Genomic DNA, 25316 nt, shown 5'->3' on the forward strand with positions numbered 1-25316 from the left:
GGTACAGACGGAAGCGAAGCCGCGAGGTGGAGCAAATCCGAGAAAGCCGTTCTCAGTTCGGATTGCAGGCTGCAACTCGCCTGCATGAAGTCGGAATCGCTAGTAATCGCAGGTCAGCACACTGCGGTGAATACGTTCCCGGGCCTTGTACACACCGCCCGTCACACCACGAAAGTTTGCAACACCCGAAGCCGGTGGGGTAACCGTAAGGAGCCAGCCGTCGAAGGTGGGGTAGATGATTGGGGTGAAGTCGTAACAAGGTAGCCGTATCGGAAGGTGCGGCTGGATCACCTCCTTTCTAGGGAGAACTGATTCAGACTAGATCTGAATCTACTCCAAGGTCGGTACTTAGAGTCAAGCAGGGTAACCTGGACTGACTCTCAAGTATGGTGAGTTTAGCAATTGATTTCTTGTTGTTTGGTTTTGAGTGACCGTGGGGGTATAGCTCAGCTGGGAGGGCATCGGAACGGTAAAACCACCCGCAAAGCGAAATCATCCACAGACAATGACAAACACGGCAAAACCGCATGAATACAGGGTCTTGCCACATACGGGGGTATAGCTCAGCTGGGAGAGCGCTTGAATGGCATTCAAGAGGTCAGCGGTTCGATCCCGCTTATCTCCACCAACAACGATAAACCACAAGGCCAAATAACCTTGTGGTTTTTTCATACCTTAATGCAATTAAGATTGGACACTTGATATAACAAAATGTAGCTCAGCTGGGAGCGCAAGCTGTGCTTAAAGCAGGCCCCGATAAAGAGCAAAAAATTCGGTCAAAAATTTTCGCCTATCCTTTCACCGGAAATTTTTGACATCGCGATTAAAAATCGCAACGCGGAGGTCAAGAGTTCGCTCCTCTCCGTCTCCACCACATCATCAACAATGGTTGATACAATAAAACCCACTTCATTACGAGGTGGGTTTTGTTGTATCTATGGCCGAAAGTGCCTGTATTACTGGGATCTTAGGCGTTTTGCGCTTTGCTTTATGCTTGTCGCTCGGTTCATTGCCGGGCGATTTTTTGCGTTTTTTAGAAACTCTACTGGAGGCCATCGCCTGAGTTTGCATATTAGAATGTTACATACTCCCAAGAAAGCAGGGAGAACAATAGATAAAATTATTAACAGCATAATCGAAATTATGATAAATCGCAGAGACCAAAGGCACAATGGAAAGTTTGAACCTACGTCCCATCGAGCAAGCCAAAATAGCCTGCGCCAAGCGGCTGTTCAATGAAATTTCCACAGATGACGTGGTTTATCATGATGTGGACAGCTACCAGAGCCTGCTTGATATCATGGAGAAGCTGTAACTCCACATTCTATAACGCGAATGCATTACATATGAATGACGTGTTGCCGGTAAATAATTAAACAAACACGTTATCACGGTGCAATTTGAACGGAGGCATTAGTTATAGAAAATCTCCCACCCCTTTGATTCTGCAATTTTTTTCATTGCATTTGACGGCTGAACAACAACTGCTTTATCGGCAAATTCTAGTAGAGGAATATCAGATTCACTATCTGCATATGCCCAAATTGATTCTCCGCTAGCATCATTTTCCTTTATCCAAAGTTTCAACCTATTTACTTTATCAACTCCATGGTTTATTCTACCGATTTCACCTGTACAGAGCCCTCTTTCATCATAAAGTAATGATGTTCCAATCGCATCTGCTCGCATATCCAGCTGTCGAATAAATTCTTCAAGAAATGGCTGCAAAGCCCCTGATAGAATGATCACGCGGTCTCCATTTTCCAAATGTTTAGTTATCCTTGAAACCAAATCATAATTAATACTCTGACGCCCGGTATTGGCTATGGACTCAAAAAAAGTATGCATCTCGTCCATATTTTTCCCTTTCATTTGGTAAAAAAATGATTTTAGTAAAACAACACGATAATCCACTTTATTTCCTCTCGTCCTGTTTACAGAACCGTTTAAAAAATTCATGACTATTAAAACCCATTGTTTTAAAGTGAATGCTTTTCTCCCAGCTTTAAGCATAGCCATAACTGAATTATGTTGATATAAAGTTCCATCAAAATCTACAGTTACGATTGACATATTTGACCTCCTTTTAAGTATTTAAGAAGAATTTATTTTGTCAATTTGAGCCACTTTTTGGTATTTCTAACTGATCTGCAAACCCGTCTTTCGCCCACCTTGTATTCCTGAATTTGGTTTGCCAATCGGCAATGTAACCAGTCGCCAAATACACTTTATGGATATTGTTATAAGTGTAAATGTGATGTTTCATCTGTTGCGATTATTCATTGCTATATTATAGCATAGATAGCGTCTTGAACTCAGTTTACATTTATTACTTTGAGAAGTCAACGATATTTCGGACAATATGCTAAGCACTACATGGTAAAGCCCGCTTGTTCCAGGCGTTCAGGAATTGGATCGGGCTGAGGTAGCCCAGCCGTTTCTGAACCCTGCGCCTGTTATAAAACACCTCAATATATTCAAATATGGCCTGCCGCGCGGTTTCGCGGGTAGGATAGAACCGCCAGTGCACGATCTCCTTTTTCAGGATCGAAAAGAAGCTCTCGCTCCAGGCGTTGTCGCCCGGTTTGCCTACGTTGGAAAAACTCTGATTCCAGCCATAACCGGCCACTTGCGCCATTACCTCGGCTGATGTGTACTGATGTGTATTGGCTGCCACGCTCGCTGTGGAAGATCACGCCCGCAGGCAAACGCCAGCGATCCTGAGCGGCTCTCAACGTTTTCAGGACAAGCTCCTTTTTCATGTTCTCCGCCTGACAGGAAGCCAGAACGGTATTGCTGTAGACGTCGCGGATCTGGCAAAGGTAGTCAAAGCCTTCGCCGGTTCGGATATAACTGATGTCGCTGGACAAAACCTGAAGCGGCCTTTCTATTTCAAGCCCCTTCGTCAGGTTCTCATACCTGGCTCCGCGCGCTTTTCTGCTGTCTGTCAAAGACCGCTGTCTGCGACGCAGGTGGTAGGATTTCAGGCCTTCGTGCGACATGATGCGCTTTACGACCGGGTAGGATGCCGAATCCCCGTTGCGCCTGAGAATACCGCAGATACGGTCGGCCCCATAGACGCCTTGACCTTCATTAAAAACAGATACGACCTTCTCACGCAATTCGTCGCCGGACGCCTGCCGCCGCTTTCGGTCGTGAAGTCAGGTGTAAAATCCGGATGTGGAAACGCCAAGTTTTTCGGCCCACTTCGCCTTGGCGTATTTGGTTTCGTTTTTCATCAGGTCATAAAAATCCGTCACTTCTGATTTTTTGCGAAGAAGGCCGACGCTTTTTTTAATATGTAATTTTCCTCTTCCAATTCCGCTATCCTTCTGCGAAGCTCGCCCAGCTCGTCCTGCTGCGCAGCCATCTGAGTTTTCTCTCCGTCAGGCGTGTATTTCTTTCGCCAGCGGTAGATCATGTTGCTCGTGACCCCGAGGCTCTCGGCCACCGCTGTGACCGGACGTTCGCTGCTGCAGCTCATTCGCACCGCACGCTTTTTGAATTCTTCATCGTATTTCTTTCGATTTTTGGACATTTCGATAAGCTCCTTTTCTTCAGGTGTATCTTATCATACTGTCCGAAATTTTAACATGGACCCTTTTTCTCAGCAAATGGTCTGCAGATATTACATGCCGCTCGCGAACCAACATTTACTATGCGGACTTCATCAAAGACCTCTTTCATCTCATCCTGAGCCTTTTTTATGAAATTAAAGTAATCTCCACCTTCTAACCATTCGGCAATATTCACTAAAAGTGATCTTTTCTCATTATAGTCATTAATTATGACAAAATGTCTTGTAATTCTGCTCATCTCTGCATACATTGTTTTTCTATCATCTTCTTTTAAACCATGCGGAACCGCACGTACGGTGGTGTGAGAGGACGGGAGTTAACCACCCCCTCCTACTCGATTTTCAGACAGAATTAAGGAAGAAGGTATCCTATGGACAGAGAAAAATATTTTGCCGAGCTTTACCGCATCCTCGCCAACGAAGGAATAGAAACCACGCCCGCCAAAAACGGCAGGCTTCCCGTTCTGCTGAACGGCCAGCCGGCCTTCCGGGTCGAGGCCCCCGGTTTTCTATGCAAGGCCCCCGGCGATCTTAATACTCCCGAGGCAAACGATCTGTATGACCGTACAGCGCCTATTGCCGACATGGTCAGAGAATACATGACGGCGATGGAACTGGCGCCTATCCTCCACGCAAAAAGTCTGGACGAGGATTACCGGCTGCTGGCCGACTTTAATGGGTATGTACTCGCCGGACTGGAAATGGAGAAAAACTATGGGTACAAGTTTGTAACCTGGGAACGAGACTACGATAGAACCGGCGTTGGCCTCGGCCACTATTTCATCAACAAATATACCTCCGCCAAAGAGGACTTCGCCGTCCGCTCCGGATTGATACCTGAAAAGAAATTGTTTTCGCCGGAACAATTCTCCGAGATGTACAAATGCATCAAGGGAATGCTGGAGGGCGGCTATGAACTGACCTATGACAGCGAAAAAAAGCTGGGAGAGATCAGAGAGCAGATCGAGTGCATCGTTCCTGATGTGGAGGAACGAATCGCCCAGGCGCAGGGTCAGGCGCCACAAATGAATATGTAAGCGCTTATTCAATATAAAAGCGGCGGGGTCTGCAGCCACCAAAACGGCTGCAAAGACTCCGCTGCTTTTTTGCGTTTAAAACAAAATGAAAGGAAAAAACGCCATGTCCAGACACTTTATGTGTAACACCAGGCTTGCCGGAATCGAACAGATGCTGCTGCTTCCTCCTAACTTTTCACCCAGGAGCAGCGGCTTCCAGATCGGTAATTCCAGATATTCCGCCGATGACGTCGACTGCCGTTATTGCACGGACTACAAAAAAAAGAAATGTAAATCCAAGCACTGTTCATGGCTCAAGGAGCGCATTGAGGCTGGAGCAGTGACCTATTATGATCTCGTCATCGAGTGTTTTGCCCATCTGAAAAATCCCCGCGCCAAAACTCGAATCCACCTTGCCGCCGCCGACTTCCACGGACAACTGTATCAGGCCGGCATATGGAACGACTTGCTTGGGTATGGCGGCAGTTCATGCAGGATGTAATCCGCAAGCCTCCGATATTCATTGCAGATCTGCATCTGCTCACCGCTGACGCCGAACTGTGGAAAGCCGTAGCAGGAGCTATAACAGAAAACGATATTGACTTTACAAAGGTCAAGCTCCGCGGCATCAGCACGAACAACTACATCCTGTACCAAACCGCCAAAAGTGTCTACACCAACGAGAAACGGATCACGGCCGCCGACCTTGCCGATGAGAGCATCGTGAGCGATGAGCTGCTGAAGGTCATCATAGGCGCTATGATTATCGCCCGTTCTGGCTATGCCAGTTATTCGCTGGAGCATTGAAAAAGGAGGATCGAAAAATGATAAGACGCGGATTCTCGAAAAAACAAGTCATGGATATGGGCTTCCCCATGAAGGAATACGATTTCCCGGAGGGGGCGGGCAGCTTCACCGGCACGCTTGTCATGAAAAAATGGAACAGTAATCGCGCGCTCATTTGTTACTTTGATACCGACGACGGAAGGAAGCTCAAACTATGCGTTTGGTATAAGTACGACGCTGATAAAGCCTACCGGCCGCAAAAATCCGATCTCGACATTTCCTATGTTGAGCTTGACTCCCGACTCTTTGTCGAGTATGAAACGATGAAATCCGGAAAAACGCGGTGGGTCGACGCAAAATTGCTGGAGGTGACACAATGATCCAAACTATCTTAGCGAATCATCAGCGGCCCGACCTGTCGCCTGTCGCCGTGTGCTTCCCCATAGCGGATTATGCAGGAATCTATGAAAACCTCCAAGCCATCGGTATCGGACACATTGCCATACATGATTGCTTTGTCAAGGAGCTTAGCGGAGATTATTCCATCCTCAAACGATTGGAAGAAACCGAAATCAATGTGGATGAACTGGACTATCTCGCCAAACGGCTGGAGAGCTTTGACAAATATGAACTTGCCCAATTCCAGGGCGCCGCCGTCAGCCAGGACTTTTCCAATATGACGGATCTCATCAACCTGACCTTTTGTTGCCAGAGTGTAACGGTCGTTCAGGGTTTTACAGATCTGGCTGCTGTTGGCCGAAAGCACCACATGAACCTTCACGGCGGGCTGACCGAGGATGATCTAAGAACCGTGGACTTCCACAAAACAGCTCTCTCCCTTCTGCTGAATGAAGAAGGGACCATCATGCCTTACGGTGTGGTCTACGAAAACGGCATGGAGCTGGAGCTTTACTATGACGGGCTGTATTTCCCTGATTATCGGTATAGCGGCGATACTCTGCTGACCGTGGCGGTTACAGACCGAAGCCTCCCGGAAGATACCAAGGATATTGCATGGCTGTACCTGCCGGTAGAGGACTGCCAGATTGAACGCGCCTTGATGCGCGCGGGAATCCAGAACGAGGATGTGCGTCTGCAGTATGATGGCAGCGAGCTGCCCGCCGCGCTGATTGACCTGATGGATACAGAAGAAAACCTCTATGAGCTAAACAGGCTGTGCGCCAGCTTTCAGGATTTGGACGACGGCTGCCGCCAGAAAACGGAAGCGGCGCTTCAAATGGCGTCTCCCGCCGATCTCACGCAGGCTCGGAACCTTTTAAGCCAGCTTGACCTTTTCGACTTTGTTCCCGGCGTTTCCTCTCCGGAAGAATATGGCCGGTACATGATCATGGAATCCGGCCACTTCGACTACGACAGCGAGCTGGATGCATACTATGATTTCAAGAAATACGGAGAGCAGCGCATCGCCGGAGAGTACGGTCTGTTTGCCGAAACCGGCTACATCAGCTATCACGGCTTCGTATCCATTGACGAGGTCATGGCGGGAGTTGAAACCGAGCGCATGAATATGACAATGGGAGAAATGTGAAACACCGACCGCGATAACAAGGATATCCACAATAGCCAATAAGGACTTGAAGCCGGAACCAGATTGTGATTCCGGTTTTTTCATAGTCAAAATTAATAAGAAAGGATTGTAAACCAATGAAGCAAAAAGGGAAACGCATTGGAATCCTCGCCCTGGTTCTCCTTTTTCTGGTGTGCGGCGTGATCTATACGGCATATCGCCTGCATCCGGAAAACTTCGTCCGGCAGGATGAAATCATCACCCGCGGCGAGTTCGCCGCCGACCTGTCAAAAGAACTGGAGATGGATACCGGGAACGCGGAAAAAGTTCCGCCCAGTTTTTCCGACATCGACGGGCATTGGGCAGAGAGGTACATCGAGGCCCTGATCGACGCCGGCATCCTCGATTCCGCCGATTATCCTGACGGGTACTTCCGCCCCGACGATCCCATCACCCGCGCGGAGATCATCAAAATGCTCGTGCGGGTCAGCGGAAAGGACGACGAGGCAAAAAATACGCAGGGGCACAGCGGCTATGATGACCAGGATGATATCAAAGACGGCAATAAAGGATATGTCATCGTAGGCCGCGAGGAAGATATCATTGGGGATACGGACGACGGCAAGATCCATCCCAATGACCCGGTGACAAAGGGCGAATCCGACGATCTGATCGACAAGGTCACGCCGGAAAATTCCACACCGACGCCTCCTCCGTCTGCCCCAAGCACTCCGGAGCAGCCGGCGACACCCACTCCGACAAATCCGGCTGAGCCTACACCCACACCTACTCCGGATAATCCGGGCAATGATTCCGGGGGCGGTTCGGGAGGCGGCTCTCACAGCCATCCGAGCGCGCAGGTACAGTTTGACTTTCCCGAAACCGCCTACACCGACAGCAAAATCAAGGTCATGCCCGTGTGGAAGTATATGAGCAACTTTACATGGACGCTGACCAAAACCGCCGTGGACGGCTCACAGCAGCCTGTGGAACTGGCGGACGCCGTCACCGGCACGCTCGGTTTGGAGGGCGGCACGATCCAGTTTAAAGAGGACGGACAGTACACGCTGACCGCAACGGCCAAAAACGCCAGAGGAAAAGAAACCGTGCTGGCCAAACAGATCACGGTCTATCCGGTCATTGACCTGAGCTTTGAGCTTCCGGCAACGACCCATACGGACAAATCGGTTACCCTTACCCTCCCATTAGAAAAGCTCTACGGCCACGACATTGTGTGGACAGCAACTAAGGATGGGGAAACCGTTTCGCCGGCCGACATTCTGGACGGCACACTTGAAAATGGAGGCGGCACCTTTGCATTCAAAACCAAGGGGGAGTATTCGCTGACGGCTTCTATCACCGATGAAGCTGGACGCATCTTTACCCATACGGAAAATACGAAGGTCTATCCTGTGGCGGCAATCGCGTTTTCTCTTCCCGCCGCTGCTCACACCGATACGACTCTTGAGGTCGTCACGGCTCTGACCGAAGCCGATGGGCTGACCGTCGACTGGAGCCTGATCAAAAACGGCGAGGCGGCTGCTCTTACGGACGCTGTCGAGGGCACGCTGGAAAATCAGGGCGGGAAGATCCGGTTCCTGGATAAGGGCGTGTATACGCTCACCGGTACATTAACCGATGAAACCGGCAGCGCCTTTGAAGCCTCTCAGACCGTCACCGTCTATCCGATAGGCTCCATCGGCTTCTACGCACCTGAAATCACCCACACCGATAAAATAATCCAGGTGAAAACCAGCTTTGAAAACCTTGGCGACGCTGCCATTCAGTGGTCGCTCACCGAAGACGGAGAAGCCGTCGCCCTTTCCGACGCTGTTCAAGGCGAGCTGACAAATCAGGGTGGCAACATCCGTTTCCTTGAAAAAGGCGAATATGTCCTGAAAGCGGCCTTCACCGACCCCGCGGATAGAACCTATAGTTACACCGCGCCGGTCAAGGTGTATCCGGTTCCAAGTATCTCATATACGCTGCCGGAAACCGCCTACACCGACACCACTGTCACCGTGGCTCCGGAAACCTCGGAGCTGGACGGCCTTACGGTGGAGTGGATGTTGGAAAACGGCTTCGGGTTTCAGGATCTTGGGACATATATCGAGGGCACGCTGGACAACAGCGGCGGCGCTATTCGCTTCAAACATGCCGGCACCTATGAACTGATCGCCCGAATCACCGATGAAACAGGGCGGGTATTCCTGTTCGAGAATGGCGGGAAAATCGAAGTCCTGCCGGTACTGAATATCTCCTTTGAACTTCCCGAAGCGACCCACACCGACCGAACCATCAACCTGCGGACCCGCGGCAATAATAACGTGCTGCCGGTGAACTGGAGTCTCACGAAGGACGGAGAACCCGTCAGTCTTGCCGACGCTGTCGAGGGAAACCTCAACGCCTTCGGCGGAGATATCCGCTTTAAGGATGCCGGAGATTACACCCTTACCGCCGCCATGAGCGACGCGTTGGGCAGGGTATTCTCTTACTCGGCGTCGACCACGGTCTGCCCGATCCCGGTAGTAGCACTCAGTACGCCGCAGGTCTGGTATGCAGGTGAATCCGGAACGGTCGGCGTCAGCGGCACGGATCTGGAAAACCTCGCCGCGGACTGGACAGTCGTGACTGATGACAGAGGCGCTGAACCGTATTCAAATTACGCATCCGGCGTCCTTACAGAATCGGGCGGTACAATTACCTTCCCGGTAAAAGGACAGTACGCGCTGATTTTGACCATGACGGACCCCACCGGCCGCACCTTTACCGAGAGCCGGAGCTTTACAATATCACCCATCCCGACCATGAGCATCAACATCCCACCGCTGACCTACAGCGGAGAACCTATGGCAGTCACCGCCTATGGCAATGAACTTGACGGAGCGAGCTTCAATTGGCTTATCTCTGTCGATGGCGGCCAGCCCAAGCCCTATTCCCAATATGCCACGGGCACTTTAGGCGCGGGCGGCGGCTCACTGGCAATCGGCACGGACAGAACCATTGCAGTGAAGCTGTTTGCCGAAGTGACGGATGTAAACGGCAGAAAATTCACCTTTGAATCCAATGCCGCGACGGTCAAACCGATTGCTCAATTCCCATTCAGTGTGCCATCCTCCGCTCACATCGGCTCCGGCTTTAACGTATCCCTGCCGGCCGTGTCCGGACTGGAGGGCCGAAACCTCACATGGTCGCTGACCAAAGGCGGAAGCCCGGCATCCTATACAGGAAGTCTCTCAAACAGCGGCGGCAGCATTGCCGTCAACGCAATCGGCAACTATGTCCTGACCGCCAGCACGACCGACAGCGCCGGCCGGACGTTCACCTATTCGCAAAGCTTCACCATCACCAACAATGCGCCGTATAAGCCTACCGGAAGCGCGTCGGTCACAAGAACGGCCCAAAACGGCAAACTCCTGGTGAATCTCACGGCCTATGCCTCAGACCCAGATGGCGATACCGTCACTCTGGAATACTCCGGCAACACTGCGGACAGCTACTATACCGTGGGTACCCATACGGTGTATGTCAGAGCAAAAGACGCATGGGGGCTATATTCCGACTGGGCGGATATCACCTTTACGGTGACAAATTCCGCTCCCACAACGCCGGTGATCACCCGCACCCCGAACGGAAACAGCATCGCCCCCGGCGTTCCGATTACCATCACTGCCGCAAGCACCGACTCTGACGGCGACGCTGTCAGCTACATTTGGGAAGGTCGGCCGGCTCAAACAAGCAGCGCTTATCCCCTCGGAAAAAACGTGGTTCGCGTGAAGGCTATCGATGCCACTGGCGCCGAATCTTCCTGGGCAGCCGTTATTTTCTTCGTATCCGATCCAACCCACGGCGGCGGCATGACGCTCACCGGACCGGAATCTGTCATCCTGGAGCAGGGGATCGCCGGGGCGACCATCATCAATTACACCTTCACAGTGCCCCCTGTTTCCGGCCACAGCGGTCAGGACTTCGGACGTGTGCGTGGTTACAACGTGCTAACGGGCCAGTGGGATCAGCTGGATTACGGCACTACCACAAACGGCATCACCTTCAGCCGATCCTTACCACCGGGTGTGTATTCGCAATTGGAAATGTACTACTATACCAACCATGATTGCATGTATAACAAGAGCAATATCACCTACAGCGTGGAGTTCTATTTCGAGTAACTCGACTCAGCTTCGCGCTTCTGAAAGAGATCAATCCCTGCGTTCTTCACTGAACGCAGGGAAATCTTTTTGAAAGGAAGAAAATGAATGCTTAAGCTTCACCTTACCCGCGCCGACGATTATGAGGGCGTCTACCTGCAACTCCCGCCAACTCCGGCTGAAATCGGCGAGGTGTGGTCCTGGCTGGATGAAATTAGCACCGATGTGTCCTCCACCCGAATCGTCGGCGCGATCAGCGATGTCAGGAATATCGGCCGCTACCTGAAAAACGCGGACGTGAACGCCCCCGGACAGATGAAAAAGCTGAACCGTATCGCGGAGATTACCGACACGCTGGACCGTGACGGGTGTCGGCTGTTTGAGGGCGCGCTGGATGCCGAGTCCGTTAACGGCCTGGACGATGTGATCACCATTGGAGAACGGCTGGAGCAGTACCTGTACATTCCCCACGTTACCACAGACCGGGAACTTGGCATTTTCCTCGTCAATTCCGGCGTGATGCCCTTTGACGAGAATGTTCAGCCGTATCTGGATTACGCCCGGGTCGGCATTGAATATTACGCCAATCACGGCGGCGCTTACACGGCCGGAGGCTATGTACTCAGGCGGGACAGCGCGGAGCAGGCTCTGCAGGATATCGTCGATGCCCGGATTAACCGGCAGGAGCTTGGTGGTATGGAAATGGGATAAGCTCGGCCTGCCTTTCGCCGAGGGGCAGGTCTTTTCGATTCATATAGAACGCATGAGGTGAAACGTGGAAACGGATTTGACAAAACGGATTAAGGCTCTGACCCATTATTACCGGCCAAAGCTGAATACTGAAAAGAGAACCATTCGGTGGGCAGATGAAGTGTGGACTCCCACGGGAATAGTGGACAGCATCCGGTTTGAGGACTATTACGCAGATGAGGAATACCTCTGCAGGCTTCTGGACGCGGCACGGTTTTCCGAGACAGATCAACGCACGACCGCGTACATGCACCAACCCGGAAAGTGCTTCCGCAACGGCGGTACGGATAAAAATGATCAGAAATGCCACGGTTGCGTATTACGATGCCATAACTGGAAGGTGGGCATGATGGTCACCTGCTTCGAGGTCAAAATTACCTACTCCGATTTCAAAGGTGTAAACGGCCACAACTTCCACGGAAATGAAAACTACTACTGCGTACCGAAGTCCCTTGCACCCAAAATCGCCGACGAGATACCAGCCGACATCGGAATCTTGGCGTATTTCGAGGGCGACCGCCAGTTTGGTCTCAGGCAGTTCAAACCGTCAGGATGGCGCGATGTAACCGACGGGACCAAAGTACATCTGATTTATAACGCGATGAAAAAATGGTGCGACGGTGCGGTCTTTGTTTAAGCTCCCCTGTGCAATTACAAGCCGGGTACTGGTATAAATTTATGGTATAGCTATTCCGGTCTCTTCGTGGTATCTTGTGTACTTGACAAATTTGGAAAGGAGATAATGTCCCATGAGCGTAAATGCCAGAGAAGAACAATATGAGCATGTGGAGCTGTTCGGAAAGCCCGCGCTTTTCACCAATTCCCGCATTGACCGGGATACGGTACCAAAAGGCTTTTATTGTTACGACCTCCGAGGCTCGGATTATGATCCCGGCAGACCGGTAACGGTTGAAAGCCATGTCGCCATTAACCATGCCGGAGCCATTCTCACACCGGAGCCGGTCACCATTCCCAAGGAAGGCTTCCGCCGACTGCGCGGAAAGCTGAATTTTCTTGGCGAATGCCTGACCTTGCCGGACTTCTGTGAGGAACATGGCCTTGACCTCGCACCTGATAACCGCAAATTCATCCTGCGCCCCGCCTCTCCCGATGAGGCGGGGCTTTTCTATTCCCAAGACAAGAAGGACGCGGAGATTGGCACGGTCGGGCATCTGCGGGCGGACTTCGGCCACGGAGGTAATGAGTTCTGGCATACCTGGTGGCCGCACAACGGTGATGAGCTGAACACGCCGGAATTCAAAGTGGAGCTTCAGGAATTTGTGGATGAGCTGCGCAAAAGCGGTCCGCTGAGAAGCCTCTCGTCTATGTCCGGATACTGCTGCGACCACAACGCCGGCAAACTGGATGACGGCTCAAGCGGCGGCTACGGGTATATCGCAGAGAGCGAAAACTATCGCTACTGTCTGCGCTGTACGCCGATTCAGGGCGACTATAACGCCTATCTATATATTTACGACAAACGGCAGCAGGAACTGAGAATGAAGAACGAGGCTCCAAAGCAGGATTATGGACTCACGGCGGCCGGAAAGCAGCAACTCCAAAACGCCGCGGACGGCACGTTGCCACACAGCTATAGCTGGTTTGTGTTTCAGGATTATAACTTGCCCGACGAAAAACTCACGGGCGACCTCACGCTGTCGGAAGCCATCCGACTGTATAACGAAACGGACAGCGGCAACAAGCGGCTGGGCGTGACCAAAGATGAGATTGCCACCGTGGACTTTGTCATCACGCTGGATGGAAAGCAGCAATTCACGGACGATTACACACACCTTGCCAGTTTTTCCAGCGACGCGGCAATTGCCGAGGCGGTTGAAACGCTGAGACATGAAATTGCGGAACAGACGCCTGATCAGGGCATGACGATGGGAGGCATGCAGCTTGGATAAGCTGATGGAACTGGAATTTGGCTGCTCCGGTTCATTGGAAACCAGCGCGTACATGGCTTTCAGGATGGCCAGATGCTGTAAAGCAGGAGGAAACGATGAATACAATTGATTTCGATATTTGGGAACCCAATCCCGAAAAACCGGGCACCGTCCGGCGTGTCGGCCAGCGCACGGCGCAGGAGGTTTTTGCAGAGCTTCAGCACCGGCTTGAAAGCACCGGCTATCTGCCAGACGAATACTTTTTGATGGACGGCGAATGGAGAAACGGCAAGGAAATACCCGAAGACGCCAATTTTTTCTGTACCGTTGACTACGGCGGCAGCGAGGGCGTCTATCTGGATATTTATTTCAAATGGTACGATCAACAGCAGGAAAAACAGATAACAAAGAGCTTTGCTACCGGCAAAACCCTTGGGGATACCGGCAGCGACCTTGACCGCATGTACCTCATCGCTTCCGCTGTTACAAAGGCGTTCAACGGTGACGGCGGCACCTATGCCCGATATATCCGGCTTGGAGAAGCGAAAAGTCCCAACGGCATGGTCATGCACCTGAACCGGGAGGAACAGCGGTTGTTGATTGATAGCCTTGTAGAACACCGCAGCAAACTGCAGCAGGAATTCGTCGGTGTGGAACAGCTTCTGCGCCGTGTGACAGGCAGCATTACCGAGTTTGTCAACGAGGTTGGCGAACGTCCGCTGAAAATCAGCGACTATGACATGGCGATGCTGGCCATTGAAGACGGTAACCTGCCGGCATTTCAGACGGTGTACCCAAAAGTGCCGGATAAAGCCGCCGATTTGCTGCTCCTTGCGGCAGGCAGGCCGGGCGCGGTCGGCAGAAAGATGACGATGCTTCTGCTCACCGATGCAAAAGAGCTGACCGGTGGGCAATACCTCAAAGCGAGCAAACGCGCCGTCGATACAGGTGAAGTTGAAAAGGTGCGGCTGTTTTACGAACAGGCCGAACACTGCGTCGCCGATCTCCCCAAGACGTATTATGGCGATGTGATCATCTATTCCTATGGCGAAAAAAATTATATCGCCAAGGCACTGCTGAAGCAGGCTACCCCCGAGCAAATCGGCGGCGCCTCCCCCCGGCTGCTCCATCAGGTAGCCTTGCGGGACGATTATATAACGGCCTCGGAGCTGGTGAAGAAAGGAATTCACGCAGATGAGGCCGCTGCCGATGTGATTCGCGCCTTCCAACGGAGTCCCTGGGCGGTCACGCATCTGCTGGAGCAGGGCATGGAAATTGAAGCCCATAATTACGGGGCGCTCCACGCCTGTATTAACACCGGCAACACAGAAGCGGCACAAATGCTTCTGGAGCGCGGCATGGACTTCGGTCATTATATCGAGTGGACTAACAGCCAGAATCGTCCCATCCAAAACAATGAGGCGTTTGACGCAGTGCATGAGCACTGGAAACAAAATATGGACAGCCCTGATTCAGAACAGCAGCAGTCAGGAATCCAACAGATAGGAGGCATGTAGCATGAACCAGCATCTAAAATGGGCGGAATTTATGCGGGAGCAGTACCCGCCCGGTACCCGCATCCGGCTCACCGAGATGAAAGACCCCTATGCCCCTGTGCCCCCCGGCACCGAGGGAACCCTCGACCATATCGACGATGCGTGCCAGATTCATATGAATTGGGATAACGGACGCACCCTCGCCCTCATCCCCGGCCTGGACCGCTTCTCGGTCATTCCGCAGCCGCTTCAAACGCTCAAGTTGTATATGCCGCTCACCGTTACGGCCTACGAGCGCAACAGATGGGGCGATCTGGAAAATGAGGCCGTCGAGCTTGACCGTTATGACGTTCTTGCGCATAAGGACAGCATTCTCGCCGCCATTGTTAAAGAGCGAATGCCGGATGAAGCTGAGCGCGGGCTCATGAAATATTACCATGAGGATGACAGCGTATGCCGCAAAGTACAGTCCTTTGTTTTCACGGTGGAACAGGTTCAGAATAAGCTGATGGGCGTGGCCGAGTGCCGGGTTCAGAGCAAACTGACCGATCAGGAGCTGGAGCAGCTTAAGGAATATATTTCCGGGCAGGCATCTGACGGCTTTGGAGAGGGTTTTGAGCAGAGGGGCATTAAAACCACGGACGGCGAGATCAATGTCAGTCTCTGGAGCAGCGATAAAAGCTGGAGCATCAGGACAAAGGATGAACTGGAGCAGAGCCAGCAGATGGGAGGGATGACGCTTGAATAAGGACAGAGAAAACAACAGCCTGCCACAAAAATGCTATGCTGTTCTCTCTTTCGACGGCAGACTCGTCACTATCACCCAAGGTACGACTGGCTTTTTCCGGTCGCCTCTGGATCAAGGCGACCGATCCCGAAACCGCGCCATCGCGGATAAGGAAAACAAGGAGCTTGGCGGCGTCACGCCGGAGCAGGAAAACGCAATGATTACCGGAGCCATATTTGGCTGGGAGTTTGCGGGCATGACGGCCGGCAGCCCCGCGAAACCGGACAGAATCTTTGAACTGGAAATCAGCCGTCCCTGTTCGTTTGGAGCCAATACATCGGCGACGCTTACGCTCCCCGCCACCCCCTATGAGATACTGGACGCGTTGGATAAGGCCCGCGTAATCGATGAGCGCGTCATCTACTCTATGGAAATCACGAGCTGCAAGTTGGACTATTTGCCGCAGTTTCTCAGCCCAAGCACCAATCTATATGAATTAAACCATCTTGCCCAGCGGCTGGCGGCGCTCAGCGAGTGGGAGCTGGACTGCTTCGAGGGAATGGTCATGATGGACACCGTTCACACCGATTACGCTCCCATCGCCGTGGAGCGGCTCATCAACATGACCCACAGCACAGCCGACTGCCAGGTCGTATATGAAGCTCACGATAACGAGTCCCTCGGTAAGTTTTATGAGGAAAACGGCTTTGTTCCCGAACTGGAAACCCTGCCGGAAAAAGTCTTCCCATGGCTGGACTATGGCAAGATCGGCAAAGAGATGCACGACGGAGAGGGCGGAGTATTTACCCCGAGCGGTTATGTGGTGCAAAACGGCGAAATCGCGCAGACATACCAAAGCGGTGACGCGATCCTTACTGAAAAGCCGGATTACACAGTACTTCTCCATGTCACGAAACGATTCTTTGAAGCGCCCGGCGACGATCAGCAGTTATCTGCTGTAATGGAGTTTCCTGCTTCCGAGACAGCTCTGCAAATGGCGATGAGTGAGGTGGATGCAATTGTGCCGGAGGAATGCGGCTTTATTGCCGTGGACTGCATTGTCCCTCGTCTGACTGAAAAAATAACTGATGCGTTGGAGTATGGGAATCTGGATACGGTTCGGGATCTGTCTGCTCAGCTCCAAAGGCTCAACGACGAGGGCGGCATCCCGGCATATAAGGCGATGTTGGAGTCAGCCCCCAAGGATATCGCGCTGGAGGACGCGCTCGATCTTGCTTATCAAGCCGGCGAGTTCCGACTCCTGCGTGAAATCGCCTCTCCGGAGGATTACGCGAAAGCGGAGCTTGCCAAATGCACCATTCCCCTTAAGGCGGAATTGCTGAGCCAGAACTTCTACCGCTACGGAGAGAAGCTGATGGAGCGGAATAAGGCAGTCAGTACTGATTACGGCATTCTCTTCTCTCCCAGCGGTCAAACAGTGGAGCAATGCCTCGTGCGTCCCGGCCGGCATATGGAGATGGGAGGCCAGGCATGAGCAACGAAGATTTGCAGGCCGCCTATATCAAAAAGCTAAACGCTATACTTCCAACGGTGGACTTTGCAAAGCTGGACCGATCCTGCAACACCAAAAACGATGGATACGCTAAAGAAATCCTGAAGCAAATGCACGATCTTTTCGTGAAAGTCTACCACACAGATAACCTCGACAGCGGTTATGAGTTTGTCGACATGCCTGCCGTTATTCGGGGACAAAACACAAAACACATCGGGCTTGGGATCGTAACGCTCGACCTGCAATCCTCCGGCGAGCATTACGGCACCTTCTTTTTTCGCCGAGAGGTATTATCGATGACGGCTCTGAGGAAATGAAGTCCGCCGACTCCAAATATCTCTCGGATGTCTATATCCCTTATGATTACTGGTACACCGTATATATTGAACGGGACCATCATGTGGATCTCGACCATGTCCCCGAAAAGGTGGCCCAAATGATTGATTACTGCTATCCGGATCAGCCGGAATTGGAGAAGCACTCCGACGATCCCGACCAAAACATGAAAATGAGGTGAAACAGTATGGAAGATTATCCGTACCCTTATCCCTGGAAAGAGCTTTCCGGCACGCCGGAGGAAATGGCATTCCTCGACAGGCGGTTTGTGGAAATGTCGGTCAGAGAGGGATATCTGCTGGAGGGCGCTGCGAGGCTCCAGTCAATCGACAATGCCGCCGACCTCATCAATCTCACCGAGCAGCTCGACAACTTTGAATTTTTCTACTCGGCAATGGAAGACAGAACCCTCGGCCACTACTATGCAAAATACCGAGAGGCAGCCTCTGCCGATCAGATGCCCTATCTCGATCTTAAACGATGGGGCGTTGACCTGCGAGAGCGGCACGGCGGCGTATTTGTATCAGGCGGCTATGTGGAGCAAACCAGCCCCTGCCGCCAGATATATAACGGCGAAAACCTCAGCCAGATGACAGGCGGCTGGAGCGTGAAGCTGAAGCTTGCATCCGAACACTGTCCCGAGGGCGTGTGGGTGAAGCTCCCCGATCATGAAATCCACACCGGCGAGCCGGATGAGCTTGCGGTCGCGCTGGGCGAGTTGGTCACGCTGGAATTCAACAAGCTGGGCAACGTGGATCTGCTGGAGGCAAAGTGCTGTCTTGACAATATCACCGATCTCGCGGAACAGTACGACTCTCTTGAACAGCTCATCGAGGACGGCAACAATCTGGGCTATGTTTTGGAGGAATGCGGGCAGGGCATGATCTGCTTCGAGGAACGGTTTCGGGCGGCGATGGAGCTGGAGGGCTGCACCCGACTGGACGAGGCGCTGGACATCACCCAAAACCTCCGGTGTTATGACTTTATCCCTACCGAACAGCATTGGGAAAAGTTCGGGAAGGATCTGGCCCGCAAAAGAAAAATCGTCGATCCCGATACTGCCATAGGGATGTATTTTGATTACGCCGCTTACTGCAAGACCGAGATCAACAGGCTTCGCCTGAAGCCCTGCGCTCACGGCTACATCGCAAGAAACAGTCAGGAATTTATTTGCGAGTTCAGCCGCAGGAATGACCTTGCCCCTAAAAATCCATCCATGGGAATGTAGAAGCCCGGCGAAATCAATCGCCGGGCTTTCGTTTATCTGGACTCGAACAGCTTCATTACCGGAATTTTTAGAGCCTTGGCAATGTCCAGAAGCACCGCAACGCTTGGGACCGCGCGAGCGGTCTCAATTTGTTGGATGTGGTTTCTGCTGTAAGATGTCATTTCCGCAAGCTGCAGTTGCGTGATGCCCTGCTCCTTGCGGTAGTAGAGTATGTTGAGTCCAATTTGAACGTAGTCCTTGTAGTGTTTCGTATCCATATTTACCTTGCCCCCTCACTTAATAGTTTACAAAATAAATCCGAAAATTAAGACAAAGCATAGTCAAGCAAATACATGATAATATATTGCTTTAGCTATCTATAAATGGTATTATACACAGTGAGGTGGAGCATATGCACAGCAACGACTTTGAAAAGGCATTCGGCGATTTTCTTGACCGCAGAGAATACGACCAAGCGGAGAACGCCCTGTTTGCGATGGTTCGCATTGCCTTTATCGCCGGATGGAGGGCAGCGGGAGGCGACCCTCCGCCACCGCAGAAAATATTTCAGATCATACACAAAAAGGATATTGATCCGAATGGCATCGACAGTGATCTGTGCGCTCCAAGCGAAGGAGATGATGAGGATAGCAAAAAATAAACGTGCGTTCTCCTGACAGGAGCTGACGTAATCAGGCAGAGAGGATAAATTCCCCGCCATTTATATTACCCAAAGCAAAAAGATAAACAGGGCCGTTTTCCCAGGAGGACAGCGGCCCTGCTTTTTTGTGCCTTTTTTCGGGAAAACGCCCCGGAAAAAGGAGGCGTTCCAATGCTTCAAGAAGAAATCGCCGGATACCTGAAGGACTTCCATAAAGGCGAAAGCAGGGCAATTACCAGCCGGAAGCTGGAAAGTGCGTTCGATATCCGAGGCCGCGAGCTTCGCGGGATTGTCAACTGTCTGCGCTCGGAGGGCGTCCCCATATGCAGCTTCGAGTATGGCTATTGCTATGCCGCCACCGAGGACGAACTGAATCGAACCATCCGGCAGCTCACAAGCCGTATTAAAAAGATTTCCGAAGCTCAGCGCGGGCTGATCAAGGCGCGCGCCCTCTATTCGGATGAAGGGCAGACCCGCCTGCCGCTGGAGGGGGATGGCGCTTTTTGAACAGCTTCATGAGTTGGATCGGCGGAAAGAAAGCCTTACGAGATGTGATCGTTCCGCGTTTTCCGCTCTTTTACGAGCGGTACATCGAGGTGTTTGGCGGTGGGGGCTGGGTACTGTTTCACAAGCCGCCCGGCAATGATTTCGAGGTCTATAACGATTTTAACAGTCTGCTGACAAACCTTTACCGCTGCGTGCGCGACCGACCTTTGGATTTGATCGAAGCCCTACGCTTCGTTCTCAATTCCCGCGAGGATTTTGAGATTACGCGAAATATCCTCGCCACAGACAGTACTGCAGACGATGTACAGCGGGCAGCGTATTTCTATCAGCTCATCCGCTATTCCTACGCCAGCAGTTTGACCAGCTTCGGCAGCCAGCCTCACGACATGTGGTCGAACTTCCCACTCATCGAGCAGGCCCACAGGCGGCTGGCCAGAGTGGTCATTGAGAAAAAGGACTGCGTGAAGCTCATCCGGCAGTATGACCGCCCGGAGAGCTTTTTTTACCTTGACCCACCTTACATCGCAACCGAAAAGTATTACAGCAATATTGGAGAGAACGGCTTCACCGAAATAGACCATATTCGTCTGCGGGACGCGCTAATGAGCATCATGGGAAAATTCCTTATGTCGTATAACGACTGCCCATTTGCGTGGGATCTGTATGACAAGCCGGGCATCCATATTGAGAGAGTCAGCAGGATAAACAACATCAAGCAGCGGTACGATAACGGCTGCTTGTTTGAGGAATTGCTGATAGCCAACTATGATCTGCATGAACGGCAGAGAAATATGCCGGCACAGATAACTCTGTTTGATTGCACTGGAGGTGAATTCATTGACAGAGATTGAAAAGCTCAATAACGCTGTGGAACTGATAGAGTCCGCTACCGGCGGAATGCATCGGCTCGCCACAGGCTCCATCGGGCAGCCGTGCTTCCATCCCGCCGACGACGCATACGTCCATATCGAAACAATACTCCGTCCGGACTGGCATAGCGGAAAGTATGCTATCACTTTTGGCGCTGCCATGCGCCGGTCGGGTGGGCATCTGGACGCCGCGGGGTTGAGTGCCGCAGCAAATGAGATTGGAGCGGTTGCCAAGTTGCTGACCGTGCTGGATAAGGAAAGCATTTCCGTCACGTCGGAGGAACTGCGGCAGTGGTCCGAGGGATTGCGCTCTCAGAATGAACATCAGGAAACAGCACAGGAAAGCGGCTTCACCATGGAGCCGTCATTATGAAGGAGGAAAGCACTCATGAAATTCGTTAAGGAAAATTCCAAGCCGGCCCTGGAAATCCCCGCTGCCATCGTTGAGATGACCGGTCTCTCGGAAACAAAAAAGGCGGAAATCCACGCCCTCGACCACGCGGTGGTCGTACTGGGAGGCCGCATGACGGCCATGGAGATGATCAAAACCGTCGAGGGGCTGAAAAAGCTTGCCGCGCAGCTGACCGAACATCTGGCAAAGGTCTGCGGCCCCTGCCATGACTGTGAGGAATGCGCGGCGGACAATCTTGACGACGGCGACGAAATCCATATCCCTCAGTATCTGCTGGATGAAGCGTCCATCCCGGAGGGCGCCAAGCTCGCCGCCTATGTTGACGGGGACGAGGGAACTGTAACAATCGTGGCGACCGATTACGAGTTCGATCTGAGCGACGTGCCGCAGGAATTTCTGGATGTTTTCATTAATTCCGGCGTCTGCCTTGACGCACTGGAAGAACACCTCATCACGGAGGATATCGTCTATGGAGATTGATGTGTACCTCTACCCATATTCCAGAGAGGAAGCGAAGCGGAACAACGAGCTGGAACTCTGGCGCGAGAGCTACAGGGCAAATGTGGCTTGCAAAAAAGCCATCAAGGAAGCCATTCGGCAGAACTTTGACGGGATGCACCTGAACGCAGACTGCGCCGAGGGCGTGATCGCCGCGTATGGCTTTAAACGTGTAAATTTCGTCCTCGCCAATACCCTGCGGGAACTGAGTGGGGATGGGCGCTTCAGCCAATCCAACAAGGAATGGTCAAAGCAAACCTATATCCCTCCGGATAAGGATCATAAATCCGATTTCATCGTCGGCTCCCATCCCGCCGTGCTGGACGGCTTCATCAACCAATATCGCCGTGTGTATCAGGCGCTGGGGCTGTTTGACCACACCCACTGTGAGCCGGACAAAAATAAGCAGGATTTTGAGGGAAAGGTGCTGGTGCTGTCGCCGGATACGCTCAAGGAGAGCTGCTGGCGGCAGGAGGATCAGCTCTGGCTTGCGACCGGGGGCTTCGGCTGCCGTCCTAACAGCTCCGGCCGGGCAGTGTTTGCCACCTGTCTCAGCGACGGTGAAAAAACCCGCTGGAACCGCAGCCAGTTTGTCGGCGTATTGCGCGACGACGCCATGCCCGAGTGGGCTCGGGAGAAGCTGGCGGAGATCCAGGCTGCAAAACAGGAGCAGACGGACGCTCCCTCGATAGGTGGGATGAATATGACTTAGCGGCAAAGGAGGAATATCGCCATGCGCGGCATAGAGTACAGAAACGGCTGTATCTTCTTCTACGGTAACCCAGCCGGGTACGTCGACAAAGATGCCGCCATCATGGACACCCTGTTTCAAAACGATGAGCTTGCGAAATGGTTAGCGAAAAACAACCTCACGGTTCGCTGGGCGGACGGCGTCTATGAGCGGCTGGCAAACGGCGTTCCGGACATATCGGATGGAAACGCTGTCCCGCTGAAGAACTGCCGCATCTGGCAGCTTAAGCCCGGTTCCGAAACGTGGCGGGACATTGCATCCTTTGGCAAGGCCCTGCCGGAACCCGACATTCAGGATTATACCGTGGCTTATGACGGGCAGCTCAATACAAACGATCTGGAAGTCATCTATGACAGGTTCCACGAAAAGCGTCCGCAGGGCTTTCACGGCCATCCGCTTTCGGTTTCCGACATCGTCGAACTCTACAGTGCGGAGGGAAGCTCCTTTTATTATTTAGACCGCACCCATTTCCGAGAGGTGGAGTTCACGACAGATGACGGACCCGCGCAAGGCATGACCATGAGCCTGTAGCTTCCCGACAGCCAACGCTGTCTTTTTTATTGTCCGAATTTAAATAAGGGAGGAAAAACACAATGGCAAAGAACATGAACGCCGCAGCGCCCGAACAGGCGGATACCGCCGAAAGGACGCAGACCCCGGCATATCCCATGAAGGTGGACGTCAAAATCGGCTCCATCCGTCCGGAGGGCAACGTCCGGGCCTTTGCGTCCATCAACCTCAACGACTGCCTTGCCATTCGCAATGTAAAGGTGATGGACAGCGCCAAGGGGCTGTTCGTCGCCATGCCCAGCTACAAGGCGCGAAATGGCGAGTACAAGGACATCTGCTTCCCTGTCACCAAGGAATTCAGGGAACAGCTGAACCAGGCGGTCGTTGACGCATACCGTCAGGCTCTCGCTCAAAGCCAGAGCCCGAACCAGCAGAAGGCGGCAGATACGCCCCCTTTTGACCAGGCGCCGGAGCAGCGGGCCGGCATGCAGATGGCGGGGCTATAAGCCCCGCCGTCCTCTCTTCAACAACCATACATCAAATTTAACTGGAGGTAATTCTCAATGAAAAAGTTTATTAAGAAGCTCATCAACAAGGCCGTCAGCACGATCACAAGGGTAATCGACAAGATCAGGAATTTGTTCTTCATGACGCGGGTCATCCTCTGTTCCCAGCGCGGAGAAGGCTTCGTAGACACTGCTGTCAAAATTTTGATTTCAGTTGTGGTCGGCGCACTCATCCTCAGCGCCCTTTACGCCCTGTTTGGCGAAACGATCCTGCCGACTCTGCGGGACCGCATTGTGGATATGTTCAATTATGGCAATTAAGCTGCCGCTCCTCCTTCAGGGCGGCTTTTTTACTGCCCTGCTGGTTGCGGCCTGCTTTTGGGATATCCGTAAGAGAACCGTTCCCGACATCCTCTGCCTGCTCATCGCCATAACCGGACTGCTGACTTTTGAGCCGGGAAAACTGTGGGGCATCCTCGCCGGCGTGCCGTTTTTGATTGGCGCTTTGATCCAGAAGGACGGCATGGGCGGCGGGGACATCAAGCTGATGGCAGCGGCAGGGTTCGTGCTGGGACTGCGCCCAAGCATGACCGCCATAGTCGTGGGCTTTTTAGTGCTGTCTCTGTTTTACGGCGTATATGCCATCATCCAAAAGCTGCGCGTGAGGGATATGCCAAGGGCATACCCCCTCGCGCCCTTTTTATCGCTTGGCTGCCTTATGGTCTATTTCATTCACTAAACAAGGAGGAACACATTATGAGATTTTTGAGGAACCGCATGGTGCTTGGCGCGCTCTGCATCGTGCTTTCTTTACTCATCTGCTTTGCGCTTACGCCCCTGTTCAATCAGAGCGTGTCGCAGAAAACAACTATTGTACGGGTGGTCAAAGACGTCAAATCCGGCGACGAGATCACAAAGGACACGGTGCAGACCGTGGAGGTCGGCGGCTACAACCTGCCGGAGGACGTGATCCGTCAGAGTGAAGCCGTGATCGGAAAATACGCCAAGACCGATCTAATCACCGGTGACTACATCCTTTCGGAAAAGATATCCGACATGCCCGCCGCTGAAAACGCCTATCTGTACAGCTTAACCGGCGACAAGCAGGCTATTTCCGTCAGCATAAAAAGCTTCGCGCAGGGGCTATCCGGCAAGCTGATTTCAGGGGATATTGTGTCGGTCATCGCCCCGGATTACCGAAAGCAGGGTTCCACCGTGATCCCCCCGGAGCTTACCTATGTGGAGGTCATCGGCGTAACCGCCAGCACGGGCAACGACACCGATACCGGCGAAAAGACCGAGGATAACGCCGAGGATAACGCCGAGGATAACGCGGACGGGCGTGAGCTTCCCGCCACCGTCACCCTGCTGGTTTCCCCGGAGCAGGCAAAAATCCTCGCGGAGCTGGAATCGGACGGCAAGCTCCATCTTTCCCTCGTCTACAGAGGCGAAAAAGGGAACGCCGCCAAATTTACCGAGCTGCAAGACAAGGTGATCAACGCGCTGTATCCGGTTCCCGCAGCGCAGAACAGCGAACCGACAGACCAGCCGGCAACATCGGACACTCCGATAGCGCAGGATGCTCCTACAGAACCGGACGCTCCCGTACAGGAAACCGGAGGTGAGTAA

The 25316-nt window shown here is 52.6% G+C and carries 35 protein-coding genes, 1 tRNA gene and 1 rRNA gene; 31 read left to right on the forward strand and 6 right to left on the reverse strand.

What is annotated here, in order from left to right:
• The 4 genes from A7K50_RS13015 to A7K50_RS13025 all read left to right on the forward strand — a co-directional run.
• A 16S ribosomal RNA gene (locus A7K50_RS13015) occupies window positions 1-298 on the forward strand; the annotation flags it as partial.
• 254 nt (window positions 299-552) lie between these two features.
• Window positions 553-628: transfer RNA gene (locus A7K50_RS13020), tRNA-Ala, on the forward strand.
• A 309-nt stretch (window positions 629-937) separates the two neighbouring features.
• A complete protein-coding gene (locus A7K50_RS14515) occupies window positions 938-1063 on the forward strand; it encodes a hypothetical protein (RefSeq protein ID WP_282432391.1) in 126 nt (41 codons plus the stop codon).
• 87 nt (window positions 1064-1150) lie between these two features.
• On the forward strand, window positions 1151-1315 hold the full coding sequence (locus A7K50_RS13025; RefSeq protein WP_348980866.1) for a hypothetical protein: 165 nt from the start codon (window positions 1151-1153) through the stop codon (window positions 1313-1315).
• A 98-nt stretch (window positions 1316-1413) separates the two neighbouring features.
• On the opposite strand, the gene A7K50_RS13030 is transcribed toward A7K50_RS13025, so the two are convergent.
• Together A7K50_RS13030 and A7K50_RS14385 are read right to left on the reverse strand one after the other, a co-directional pair.
• Window positions 1414-2073: an HAD family hydrolase gene (locus A7K50_RS13030; protein ID WP_119776732.1), complete on the reverse strand. Its 660-nt coding sequence runs from the start codon at window positions 2071-2073 to the stop codon at window positions 1414-1416.
• A gap of 292 nt (window positions 2074-2365) precedes the next feature.
• A complete protein-coding gene (locus tag A7K50_RS14385; protein WP_119776733.1) occupies window positions 2366-2638 on the reverse strand; it encodes an IS3 family transposase in 273 nt (90 codons plus the stop codon).
• 28 nt (window positions 2639-2666) lie between these two features.
• Between A7K50_RS14385 and A7K50_RS14390 the strand changes: the two genes are divergently transcribed.
• The gene (locus tag A7K50_RS14390; RefSeq protein ID WP_243103754.1) at window positions 2667-3266 is read left to right on the forward strand and encodes a hypothetical protein; all 600 of its coding nucleotides are present in this window, start codon (window positions 2667-2669) and stop codon (window positions 3264-3266) included.
• On the opposite strand, the gene A7K50_RS13045 is transcribed toward A7K50_RS14390, so the two are convergent.
• Both A7K50_RS13045 and A7K50_RS13050 read right to left on the reverse strand, forming a co-directional pair.
• A complete protein-coding gene (locus A7K50_RS13045) occupies window positions 3257-3538 on the reverse strand; it encodes a transposase (protein WP_119776737.1) in 282 nt (93 codons plus the stop codon). The genes A7K50_RS14390 and A7K50_RS13045 overlap by 10 nt on opposite strands.
• Before the next feature lie 50 nt (window positions 3539-3588).
• Entirely contained in the window at window positions 3589-3816 is a 228-nt protein-coding gene (locus tag A7K50_RS13050; RefSeq protein ID WP_132102071.1) for a hypothetical protein, read from the reverse strand.
• Window positions 3817-3948: 132 nt separating this feature from the next.
• Between A7K50_RS13050 and A7K50_RS13055 the strand changes: the two genes are divergently transcribed.
• The 15 genes from A7K50_RS13055 to A7K50_RS13120 all read left to right on the forward strand — a co-directional run bounded on the left by A7K50_RS13055 (window position 3949) and on the right by A7K50_RS13120 (window position 18994).
• Window positions 3949-4614, forward strand: a complete 666-nt coding sequence (locus A7K50_RS13055; RefSeq protein WP_119776741.1) for a hypothetical protein — start codon at window positions 3949-3951, stop codon at window positions 4612-4614.
• An 85-nt stretch (window positions 4615-4699) separates the two neighbouring features.
• Window positions 4700-5095 (forward strand): hypothetical protein, encoded by a 396-nt coding sequence (locus A7K50_RS13060; RefSeq protein WP_132102073.1) that lies wholly within the window; start codon window positions 4700-4702, stop codon window positions 5093-5095.
• Window positions 5083-5400 carry a hypothetical protein gene (locus A7K50_RS13065; RefSeq protein ID WP_119776744.1) on the forward strand — a complete coding sequence of 106 codons (318 nt, stop codon included), beginning with the start codon at window positions 5083-5085 and terminating at the stop codon, window positions 5398-5400. The genes A7K50_RS13060 and A7K50_RS13065 overlap by 13 nt, the downstream gene beginning before the upstream one ends.
• Window positions 5401-5417: 17 nt before the next feature.
• On the forward strand, window positions 5418-5759 hold the full coding sequence (locus A7K50_RS13070) for a hypothetical protein (RefSeq protein ID WP_119776746.1): 342 nt from the start codon (window positions 5418-5420) through the stop codon (window positions 5757-5759).
• Window positions 5756-6928, forward strand: a complete 1173-nt coding sequence (locus A7K50_RS13075) for an antirestriction protein ArdA (protein ID WP_119776747.1) — start codon at window positions 5756-5758, stop codon at window positions 6926-6928. Before A7K50_RS13070 ends, A7K50_RS13075 begins: the two co-directional genes overlap by 4 nt.
• A gap of 116 nt (window positions 6929-7044) precedes the next feature.
• Window positions 7045-11076 carry an S-layer homology domain-containing protein gene (locus A7K50_RS13080; RefSeq protein ID WP_119776749.1) on the forward strand — a complete coding sequence of 1344 codons (4032 nt, stop codon included), beginning with the start codon at window positions 7045-7047 and terminating at the stop codon, window positions 11074-11076.
• 87 nt (window positions 11077-11163) lie between these two features.
• On the forward strand, window positions 11164-11766 hold the full coding sequence (locus A7K50_RS13085) for a hypothetical protein (RefSeq protein ID WP_119776751.1): 603 nt from the start codon (window positions 11164-11166) through the stop codon (window positions 11764-11766).
• A 64-nt stretch (window positions 11767-11830) separates the two neighbouring features.
• Window positions 11831-12442: a hypothetical protein gene (locus A7K50_RS13090; RefSeq protein ID WP_119776752.1), complete on the forward strand. Its 612-nt coding sequence runs from the start codon at window positions 11831-11833 to the stop codon at window positions 12440-12442.
• A gap of 112 nt (window positions 12443-12554) precedes the next feature.
• On the forward strand, window positions 12555-13715 hold the full coding sequence (locus A7K50_RS13095) for an LPD28 domain-containing protein (RefSeq protein ID WP_119776754.1): 1161 nt from the start codon (window positions 12555-12557) through the stop codon (window positions 13713-13715).
• A 95-nt stretch (window positions 13716-13810) separates the two neighbouring features.
• A complete protein-coding gene (locus A7K50_RS13100; protein WP_119776756.1) occupies window positions 13811-15211 on the forward strand; it encodes an ankyrin repeat domain-containing protein in 1401 nt (466 codons plus the stop codon).
• Window position 15212: 1 nt separating this feature from the next.
• Entirely contained in the window at window positions 15213-15938 is a 726-nt protein-coding gene (locus tag A7K50_RS13105; RefSeq protein WP_119776757.1) for a DUF4314 domain-containing protein, read from the forward strand.
• Window positions 15931-17412 carry an antirestriction protein ArdA gene (locus A7K50_RS13110; RefSeq protein WP_119776759.1) on the forward strand — a complete coding sequence of 494 codons (1482 nt, stop codon included), beginning with the start codon at window positions 15931-15933 and terminating at the stop codon, window positions 17410-17412. The genes A7K50_RS13105 and A7K50_RS13110 overlap by 8 nt, the downstream gene beginning before the upstream one ends.
• Window positions 17409-17747, forward strand: a complete 339-nt coding sequence (locus tag A7K50_RS14395) for a hypothetical protein (RefSeq protein ID WP_243103755.1) — start codon at window positions 17409-17411, stop codon at window positions 17745-17747. Before A7K50_RS13110 ends, A7K50_RS14395 begins: the two co-directional genes overlap by 4 nt.
• A complete protein-coding gene (locus tag A7K50_RS14400) occupies window positions 17744-17947 on the forward strand; it encodes a hypothetical protein (protein ID WP_243103756.1) in 204 nt (67 codons plus the stop codon). Before A7K50_RS14395 ends, A7K50_RS14400 begins: the two co-directional genes overlap by 4 nt.
• A 6-nt stretch (window positions 17948-17953) precedes the next feature.
• A complete protein-coding gene (locus tag A7K50_RS13120) occupies window positions 17954-18994 on the forward strand; it encodes a hypothetical protein (protein WP_119776760.1) in 1041 nt (346 codons plus the stop codon).
• Window positions 18995-19026: 32 nt separating this feature from the next.
• Here A7K50_RS13120 and A7K50_RS13125 read toward each other — a convergent pair whose 3' ends face one another.
• The gene (locus A7K50_RS13125; RefSeq protein WP_119776762.1) at window positions 19027-19251 is read right to left on the reverse strand and encodes a helix-turn-helix transcriptional regulator; all 225 of its coding nucleotides are present in this window, start codon (window positions 19249-19251) and stop codon (window positions 19027-19029) included.
• 134 nt (window positions 19252-19385) lie between these two features.
• Here A7K50_RS13125 and A7K50_RS13130 point away from each other — a divergent pair, with 134 nt between their 5' ends.
• From A7K50_RS13130 to A7K50_RS13140, 3 genes are all read left to right on the forward strand, one after another.
• Window positions 19386-19634 carry a hypothetical protein gene (locus A7K50_RS13130; RefSeq protein WP_119776764.1) on the forward strand — a complete coding sequence of 83 codons (249 nt, stop codon included), beginning with the start codon at window positions 19386-19388 and terminating at the stop codon, window positions 19632-19634.
• A 171-nt stretch (window positions 19635-19805) separates the two neighbouring features.
• Window positions 19806-20141 (forward strand): hypothetical protein, encoded by a 336-nt coding sequence (locus A7K50_RS13135; protein ID WP_119776765.1) that lies wholly within the window; start codon window positions 19806-19808, stop codon window positions 20139-20141.
• 8 nt (window positions 20142-20149) lie between these two features.
• Window positions 20150-20992: a DNA adenine methylase gene (locus tag A7K50_RS13140; RefSeq protein WP_119776894.1), complete on the forward strand. Its 843-nt coding sequence runs from the start codon at window positions 20150-20152 to the stop codon at window positions 20990-20992.
• Here the strand turns inward: A7K50_RS13140 and A7K50_RS13995 are convergent.
• Window positions 20976-21191, reverse strand: coding sequence for a hypothetical protein (locus A7K50_RS13995; RefSeq protein ID WP_131930379.1), 216 nt, complete (start codon window positions 21189-21191; stop codon window positions 20976-20978). The two genes, A7K50_RS13140 and A7K50_RS13995, sit on opposite strands and share 17 nt — an antisense overlap.
• Window positions 21192-21206: 15 nt before the next feature.
• Between A7K50_RS13995 and A7K50_RS14095 the strand changes: the two genes are divergently transcribed.
• The 8 genes from A7K50_RS14095 to cpaB all read left to right on the forward strand — a co-directional run bounded on the left by A7K50_RS14095 (window position 21207) and on the right by cpaB (window position 25316).
• Window positions 21207-21383: a hypothetical protein gene (locus tag A7K50_RS14095; protein WP_158582066.1), complete on the forward strand. Its 177-nt coding sequence runs from the start codon at window positions 21207-21209 to the stop codon at window positions 21381-21383.
• A gap of 15 nt (window positions 21384-21398) precedes the next feature.
• The gene (locus A7K50_RS13150; RefSeq protein WP_119776769.1) at window positions 21399-21902 is read left to right on the forward strand and encodes a hypothetical protein; all 504 of its coding nucleotides are present in this window, start codon (window positions 21399-21401) and stop codon (window positions 21900-21902) included.
• A complete protein-coding gene (locus A7K50_RS13155) occupies window positions 21892-22632 on the forward strand; it encodes a DUF3849 domain-containing protein (RefSeq protein WP_119776770.1) in 741 nt (246 codons plus the stop codon). The genes A7K50_RS13150 and A7K50_RS13155 overlap by 11 nt, the downstream gene beginning before the upstream one ends.
• A gap of 21 nt (window positions 22633-22653) precedes the next feature.
• Window positions 22654-23202, forward strand: a complete 549-nt coding sequence (locus A7K50_RS13160) for a YodL domain-containing protein (RefSeq protein WP_119776772.1) — start codon at window positions 22654-22656, stop codon at window positions 23200-23202.
• Between the two features lie 74 nt (window positions 23203-23276).
• Window positions 23277-23687, forward strand: coding sequence for a SpoVG family protein (locus A7K50_RS13165; protein WP_243103765.1), 411 nt, complete (start codon window positions 23277-23279; stop codon window positions 23685-23687).
• Window positions 23688-23744: 57 nt separating this feature from the next.
• The gene (locus tag A7K50_RS13170; RefSeq protein ID WP_119776775.1) at window positions 23745-24008 is read left to right on the forward strand and encodes a DUF6133 family protein; all 264 of its coding nucleotides are present in this window, start codon (window positions 23745-23747) and stop codon (window positions 24006-24008) included.
• Window positions 23998-24426: an A24 family peptidase gene (locus A7K50_RS13175; protein ID WP_119776777.1), complete on the forward strand. Its 429-nt coding sequence runs from the start codon at window positions 23998-24000 to the stop codon at window positions 24424-24426. The genes A7K50_RS13170 and A7K50_RS13175 overlap by 11 nt, the downstream gene beginning before the upstream one ends.
• Before the next feature lie 17 nt (window positions 24427-24443).
• The gene (gene cpaB, locus A7K50_RS13180) at window positions 24444-25316 is read left to right on the forward strand and encodes a Flp pilus assembly protein CpaB (protein WP_119776778.1); all 873 of its coding nucleotides are present in this window, start codon (window positions 24444-24446) and stop codon (window positions 25314-25316) included.

Origin of the sequence: Dehalobacter sp. MCB1, from assembly GCF_003590275.1 — a bacterium.
Classification (GTDB): Bacteria; Bacillota; Desulfitobacteriia; order Desulfitobacteriales; family Syntrophobotulaceae; genus Dehalobacter.